A 7,222-nucleotide genomic window follows, 5' to 3' on the forward strand; every position below is an offset into this window, starting at 1 on the left:
TTTGGGTTTCGTTTTGGGTTTCGTTTTGGCTTCGGGGGAAAGATCTATCTGAAAAGGGCTGCTTAGGAGGGCTAAGTACTAAATTTTCCTAAGTATTAACGACCCCAATTCTATGTAAGGTATAATTTGCCCAGCAGTCATAGTTGTTTTTTAATTTTGTAAGTCTCGGTGTTCTAGAACTCTGTTTATTGAAGGTTAGTTTCAAATATATGAATGACGAAATTTTATATACGTTGATAGTGGTTGTAGTGGTTGTTTGCCTTTTCCTTGCTAGATATATATATCGGCAAATGACTCATATTAAGAGTGTTAAGGATGCCCAAATTGAGCAAGAACGTGTTGCCAATGAGCGTTACCAAGAGCAGCGAGCCTACTTGATAGAGAGTATTACTGTTATTGCTAAGGCATATGGTAATGATGAGAAACTTACTTGTACTGAGGCATGTATGCGTTTAAGTACACTGCTACAAAGCTTTTCACCGGAGTTATTAGATAGACCTGAAGTATCGGTTATACGTCAATTCCATATGAAGACTGAGCATATCCCTATTAAGGAAGATTGGAAGGCGCTCTCTAAGCAAGAAAGATGGAAGCTTATGAAAGAGATGGCCTCACTAGAGCAGGAATATGGCAAGGACGTGCTTGAAGCCACTGCTTATTTAGCTAATTATGATTTCGACCTGATCGTACAGTAGGCTGATGGAGTTCCTCATCGTTTTTGTCGTCAGCTTTATTGTGCTTATTGCTGTATCGCTGGCATTTGTATTTGGTAAGCCTCCCACTTATAGACCGGCAAGAAGTGAGATCCTTCAATTACTGGTCGATGTTTCTGAATCTAATGCGTCTATGGAGCGTTGGGAGTTATTTCTATCACTGCCTATCGCTCATGATCCTCCGCTTGATGAAATCAGGCAGGCATGTCTCGATATTTTGGATGATTCTAATATCGGTATGTTAAAGCATGAGGGTATTAATGGCGCAATTTTAGATAGGGAAGGGATGCTGAAATTAAGAGAGATTTCAGCTCGCTTGCATCAACTTATAAAAGCGGATGAAGGCTCTAAGCGATTATTCTAATTAATAACTATAGCCTTTTACTAATTTGCTGGCTCTAGTGGTTGGTTTTCAATCATTCGTTTTATCTGCCAGAGCTCTTTCCAGATTAATCTATAATCCTCAGCAACCAGCGCTAGATGTAGTTGGTGTCCTACCGCTTCCAATTCGGGTATCTGATAAAGCCCTGATAGCCCCAGTAATTGATGGCTATGATTTCTCATTAGTTGTAAATCTTGTTTTTTATATCCTGCTTCAAGTCCGCTTAATTGTTTGAGGAATTCAACAGTGAGTTCCTCGACACCGATATCGTAGTCGTCGAGTGTAGTTCTCTTCTCGTTATCCCTTGCTGTTTCCTGCAGGGCTGCTTTATGTGATGTGTTGTTCTGAGTGCTTGGTAAAAAGCGCTCTATGGTCTGACTCAATTCAGTGTCATTAATAGGTTTAAGAAGGACATGATTTACGCCAGCATCAAATAGCTTTTTATGTTCGCTTGAGATGACATTGGCTGTTAAAGCAATAATTGGCACGGTTGTGTTGGCAAGGCGGATCTGTCGCGTGGCTTCTATACCGTCCATAACCGGCATGTGGACATCCATTAAGATAATATCAGGGGTCTGTTTAAGTGTTTGCTGTACAGCATCTTCCCCCGTACCAACTTCAATAACAGTGGATTTTGATTGTTCCAGAATCTTACGTATCAGTAGACGGTTAAAGTCATTATCTTCTGCAACCAATATTTTACTTTGCTCATGTATACCCAGCCCGACATATTCTTCATCAGACGCTAGTTTATATGAGTCAGGTGATAACGCATTAAGCAGTAATTGCGTCCGAGGGGGCTTACGTAATTGTATAGCTCTATTTTTTAGTCTCAGTGGGAGTGGTTGCCCACTTAAAATCACTATTGAGCCTTCAAAGCTGTCTAGTACTAATTTTATTCGCTGGATGCTTTCTTTCGAGATGTTCTGAGTTTCAAGTCCCCAGATGATCGAGCTGTTTCTTTGAGTGTCAGAGTTGCTTGTACTGTAATCTACGAGTTCTTGTTCTGATTCAACTTCCGTAATATTTGAATGTAGTAGCGTTAGCTGTTGTTTGATTCCTTGCCTGACCAATGGGTTTTTGTCATAAATTACAATCGTATCTATATTAGGCGCTGAGGAATATTTCTTTCTTGGGCTGACAGTAAATGGAATTTCCAAATGCAGTTTTGTGCCTTTACCCTCTTCGCTTTCTAGTGAGATACAGCCAGCCATAAGCTCTGTAAGTCGTTTTGCAATGACCAGCCCAAGGCCCGAACCCCCAAAGCGGCGAGTGATAGACGTATCTGCTTGGCTAAATGCGTGGAACAGATTACCTATCTGTCCTTGGGGTATGCCGACGCCTGTATCTTCAACAGTTATTTTTAATGAAGTCTCTACTGTGTTGCGTTTATTTACATCGACTCTTATGCATACGTGACCCTGGGGTGTGAATTTTACTGCATTACTGACCAAGTTTGAGATTACTTGGCGTAGTCTTAGGGGGTCACCAATCAGAAATTTTGGCGCCTCTGGCGATATGATTGATATTAACTCGAGCCCTTTTTCGTGTGCTGATGCTGTCTGCATCTCAAGTACATCAAGCATGCAGGTTTCAAGCTCAAAAGGGATCTCCTCCAGCTCGATGGCATTGGATTCTAGTTTTGAATAGTCAAGAATATCGTCGATAATTGAAAGCAACAAACTTGACGTTAAGTTGATGATTCGCGTGTATTCTTTCTGTTCTGGTTTTAGTTCTGTTTGTCCTAATAACCTTGCGAACCCTGAAACAGAGGTCAAAGGGGTTCTTAGTTCGTGGCTCATACGAGCAAGGAACTCATCCTTCGCTAAATTTGCACTGTCCGCTCGCTTTCTGGCTGTATCTAAGGCTTGGTTCTGCTTTTCAAGATGCATTAGCGTAGATCGAAGTCTCTCTGTCGCTTTGTCTACCCGGCTCTCAAGAGTTTGATTCGATTCTTGAACCCTTTGTGCAAGCCTGTTGATACCTTGAGCTAAAGAGCGCAGCTCGCCGCTGCTCGAAATACTGGCGCGTGTTTCCAGGTGACCATGCTGAAGCATCTCAATAACATGTGTGAGTCCCAAAATAGGGTTGGTGATGCGTTGACCAAATCGAGAAGCGATAAATACGGTCGTTAATAAGCCTATCAGAGCGAGAATAATCCCTTTTGTTAAAATTTCAAACTGCCTAATTTGAGTCGGTTTTTCTGACAGAATGATGACTACCCAGCCGATGAATTCAGGTTCTTGTGGTTCAACGAGGAAGTCGGGTGTGTCACTAATGTCTACACCGCTGGTGACTACCGGATGGAGGAAATGGACCTGGTTATTTGTACGTAGAGGGTAACCGGCATTTTTATCAAGTCCAGGCGCATTCTTTTTCGATCTTGCTAATGTTTCGAATGAAGGGCTTAGAAATACCACATCATCAACTTCTTTTGTTTTGGTTGAGGAGCGAATCAGGCCCTGCAAGATATCTATATTACCAACCAATAAGCCAAACTCGGCTGATGTCGCCATCATTTGCGCCATTATTTGACCTTTTTCTATGAGTGCTCTCTGGGCATCATCTAGGCGGGTACTAATGAAATAGCTTCCAAGAAGAAGGGTGATCAACGATAGAGGCAAAAGAGTGATTACCAGCACTCTTTGGCGAATCCCTAATGTGAAGCTTCTCATTATTCCAACCCTCGCAGCTGTTCAACCAGATCTTCCTCAGAAGGAATGGCTATTCTTAAAGAGTTTGCAGCTGCTTTGTTCGTAGATACGTCAAAATAATCTGAGTATGTTGGGTCTGGAAGTCTGCTTCTCACCGAGTAATACTTCAGTGCTTCTGCGGTTTGTTTGCCTATATCTTCAGGTGTTGAATAAACAGCGGCTAAAGCACCGGCTTCTACATATTTTTTAGAGAAAGCAATTAAAGGTATGCGCTGACGAAAAGAGATATAAAGTATCCATTTTGCGGTAGTCCTATTAAAGACTGATTTATCCGGTAGAGATAAAAATATATCAGCACTTTTGATCAGAGGTTGTAGCTTATGGATCGGGTTGTCAGTTTCTGCAAGCGTCACCGACTTTAATTCTAGCCCCATTTTTTTTGCTGCTTTTTGAAGTAGTTTTCGATCATTAGATGAGTGGGGTCCAAGCGCAGTAGCGATTGATTTAGCGGATGGTGTAACTAATTTAGCTAAAGCTAATTGGCGGTAGTAGGGCTGATCTAGGTATATCGCAGTTATTTTTTTTGTTTTGACACGTTGATGATCGGCATATTTTATTAGCAGTTGACTATAGGTTTGTCGCGGAATAAAACTAACATAGAGAGGGGTGTCTGCTGGGGCTAGTGTAACTAGTTGATCAGCTGCACGTGAGCCTACGGCAATTATTTGTTGATAGTCTCCTATACTATGGCTGTTCTCATCCAGCTCTTTCAGGGTAATAACTTTATAGTTCGTATTTAAAGATTGCTTAATGCTATCCGCCACTTGGTGGTAGCTGTCAGCTTCTCTGCTGATTACGATTAAATTATCTGCATAAGCGGGAATTGTAGATAAAATAAAAGCGAACAGAAAACGAAACAATGGAGTTATCCATTGTTGTCGTTTTTCTTGTTCTTTTAAACTTTTATTCAACACATCTACAATCCATTGCAGTTTATCTGGGTTAAAAGGTTAGTCCTAACTGTAAGTAGGTTCGGCGATCGAAAGTATTATTAGAATAGAATTCTGCATACTCTTTATCGAATACATTCTGAACAATTAAAGATAGTTCTATTTCAGAATTAGTATCTAATGTGAAAGTATTGGAAAGCTTTATATCTGTACGTGTGTAATTTGTACGGCCACTGTTCTTGTCGCTAAACCCTTCAAGCCACTCTACATGGTCCATGTAATAATGAGAGATCCCTATCAAACTATTAGCTGTTGGCTTGGTAGATACTAGAATCGACGCTGTATGCAGTGGTGTTCTATTATTGAGTGACTCGGTCCGATGAAGTTCAGGCGGATAATAGCCTCTGTCCCAAAGACCATCTGTATAATTGTAAGCGTAGTTTAATAAAAAGCTACTTTGGTGAGTAGCGGGTGATGTGTACTTAAACTGGGCTTCAAAGCCTTGATTGGTCCATTCTGCATTATTGTTGCTTATATCAAGGTCACCATCATCATCGGTGGCAGGGATTTTTTGGCCTCGAACCATTGCTCTAGTTATTTCTTCGTGAAACGCTCTGACTTCAATATGACTGGAATACTCAGGCCACAATTGCAGATAGCCTATCTCAAAAGACTCTATTTCTTCTGATTCCATTGATCTATAAGGTGCCGTATAAATATCAACATCAGCTATTAAATCAACTGCATAAAAACTATTGGCTTCGAGTAAAGATGGCATACGGTGAGCATGTGAATAGGCTGCCCTGATGGTCGAAAAATCGGTTAAAGCATAGTTGGCCCCAGCTCTATAAGAGATATCTCCACCGGCTATACTGCTTTCTTCAAACATTGCTCCTATGTTTAGGGTAATGTCGTCAGTCGCGTGATATTCAATATTACCAAACAGTTTCCAGCGATTTTCATCTACCCAGTCGTAGACTCCGATTCCCGGATATTCAACAACCAATGTATTTCCCTCTAAGTGACTAGTCGCTTGCTGTAGCAATACATCACTTCTTGCACGTTCATATCTATAACTAGCACCTGTAACGGTACTTACTTTTTCCGTAGGGTATGCAGTATAAATGGCACTTATATCATGTGTATCGACTTCGCCGCGCTCGTTGTCTTTTGGGGCAATGCCATTGTTGGCTGCTAGTAATAGTTCGGCGACAGCAACAGGTACACTTTCAAGTACAGCGAGTTCCTCTGCATTATAGTTTTCAGTGTCAAGTTTTAGATAGTTATGTGTATAGCGAAGTTCGAATTCCGATTGATTATTTAAAACACGATTCCAGCGAAGATCCTGAAAATTGGAACGGTGCTCTCGGGGAGAAAAGTCAGCTTCTATAGGATCAACCTTATCTCCGTCGCCTCTATAAGCGTAACCATTGGTAGCACCTATATCGAAATGAATAGTGTCAGACAGGTTAGGTGTAATGGAACCAGTGATAGTTACATATTTATTACGCCCGGCATCATTATAAGGTTCTATACCATCATTTTTTTGGCTTCCGGCTGATAAGGTATAACTTATTTCAGCAAGGGTATTTGAATGGCGAGCGGTAAAGTTCTCTGTACCTAACGCCCCTGTAGTTGCTTTAAATTGGGTGCCGGATTCGGAGACTGGTGATTTAGTAATAATATTGATGGCACCAAGGAAAGCATTAGAACCATGAGTAGGGACGTTGGAACCACGAACCACTTCTATATGATCTATATCAACAACAGAAATACCTATTGTTTCCCATATAACGGTTGAAAGCATTGGGATGTATATGGATCTACCATTAATCATGACTTCCATTCGAGAAGGGAAGTCATCACTCATACCGTGATAAGTTGCAGCCATTTTATTGGTGCTTACATGATATACCTGCATACCTGGAACTAAGCGAAATAGATCAGGGATGTTCAAGGCGCCGGAGGCTTCTATCATTTGCTGGTCAATAATCGAGATAGAAGCAGGTGCTTCGGTGAGTTTTTGTGATAAGTGGGTGGCTGAAATTATCTGCGGAATATCCATAAAGATATCTTCTTCAGTAAAATCAGGTAATTCAGAATGATCTTGAGCAAAAGCACCTAAAGCAATAGCTAGTAAAAATGGGCTCAGTAAATATTTAGAGTGTTTAGGTACTTTGCCATGAATCATGTGAATACATCCTGTGAAAAACGTGTGAACTTAAGTTTCCTAAGAGAGGGCATTAATGGTTGCGCTTAGGTTAAATTTTACGTCCGATGTAAACAATTATTGCTCCCATAACAATTGCCTCAAGGATGAAGCCATTGTTTTCAAGTATCCAAGTCATAATACCTATCATTTTTTCTTCAATATATTCTACATGATAGCTAGATATGATGCTTGTTGGAATAAGCATTGTATCCCCTGAAATGATTACATTGCAGCGGTTTGAGCTTATTGCTAAGTTCTCCTTTGTGATATGTGGCAATGTAAATGCTGGGTGGTAAGACCCCAAAATTCTA

At 40.8% G+C, this 7,222-nt stretch carries 6 protein-coding genes; 2 read left to right on the forward strand and 4 right to left on the reverse strand.

Features of this window, described 5'->3' with window-relative positions; genetic code table 11:
- The first annotated feature begins 209 nt into the window (after window positions 1-209).
- Both B4K11_RS13250 and B4K11_RS13255 read left to right on the forward strand, forming a co-directional pair.
- Window positions 210-695 (forward strand): DUF2489 domain-containing protein, encoded by a 486-nt coding sequence (locus B4K11_RS13250; RefSeq protein ID WP_292950546.1) that lies wholly within the window; start codon window positions 210-212, stop codon window positions 693-695.
- 4 nt (window positions 696-699) lie between these two features.
- A complete protein-coding gene (locus B4K11_RS13255; RefSeq protein ID WP_292950545.1) occupies window positions 700-1,077 on the forward strand; it encodes a hypothetical protein in 378 nt (125 codons plus the stop codon).
- Window positions 1,078-1,097: 20 nt separating this feature from the next.
- Here the strand turns inward: B4K11_RS13255 and B4K11_RS13260 are convergent, their stop codons facing one another.
- From B4K11_RS13260 to B4K11_RS13275, 4 genes are all read right to left on the reverse strand, one after another.
- Window positions 1,098-3,770, reverse strand: a complete 2,673-nt coding sequence (locus B4K11_RS13260) for an ATP-binding protein (RefSeq protein ID WP_292950544.1) — start codon at window positions 3,768-3,770, stop codon at window positions 1,098-1,100.
- Window positions 3,770-4,723: an ABC transporter substrate-binding protein gene (locus B4K11_RS13265; RefSeq protein ID WP_292950543.1), complete on the reverse strand. Its 954-nt coding sequence runs from the start codon at window positions 4,721-4,723 to the stop codon at window positions 3,770-3,772. The genes B4K11_RS13260 and B4K11_RS13265 overlap by 1 nt, the downstream gene beginning before the upstream one ends.
- Before the next feature lie 28 nt (window positions 4,724-4,751).
- On the reverse strand, window positions 4,752-6,890 hold the full coding sequence (locus B4K11_RS13270; RefSeq protein ID WP_292950542.1) for a TonB-dependent receptor plug domain-containing protein: 2,139 nt from the start codon (window positions 6,888-6,890) through the stop codon (window positions 4,752-4,754).
- Between the two features lie 70 nt (window positions 6,891-6,960).
- On the reverse strand, window positions 6,961-7,222 hold a 262-nt coding region (locus B4K11_RS13275; RefSeq protein WP_292950541.1), incomplete at its 5' end, for a hypothetical protein.

It is taken from the genome of Neptuniibacter sp. UBA6509, from assembly GCA_002435145.1.
GTDB lineage: Bacteria > Pseudomonadota > Gammaproteobacteria > Pseudomonadales > Balneatricaceae > Neptuniibacter.

Bases quoted from the DNA above. Each gene is read 5' to 3' on its own strand.
- B4K11_RS13250 (WP_292950546.1), top strand. From the start codon at position 210: ATGAATGACGAAATTTTATATACGTTGATAGTGGTTGTAGTGGTTGTT.
- B4K11_RS13255 (WP_292950545.1), top strand. From the start codon at position 700: ATGGAGTTCCTCATCGTTTTTGTCGTCAGCTTTATTGTGCTTATTGCT.
- B4K11_RS13260 (WP_292950544.1), bottom strand. From the start codon at position 3,770: ATGAGAAGCTTCACATTAGGGATTCGCCAAAGAGTGCTGGTAATCACT.
- B4K11_RS13270 (WP_292950542.1), bottom strand. From the start codon at position 6,890: ATGATTCATGGCAAAGTACCTAAACACTCTAAATATTTACTGAGCCCA.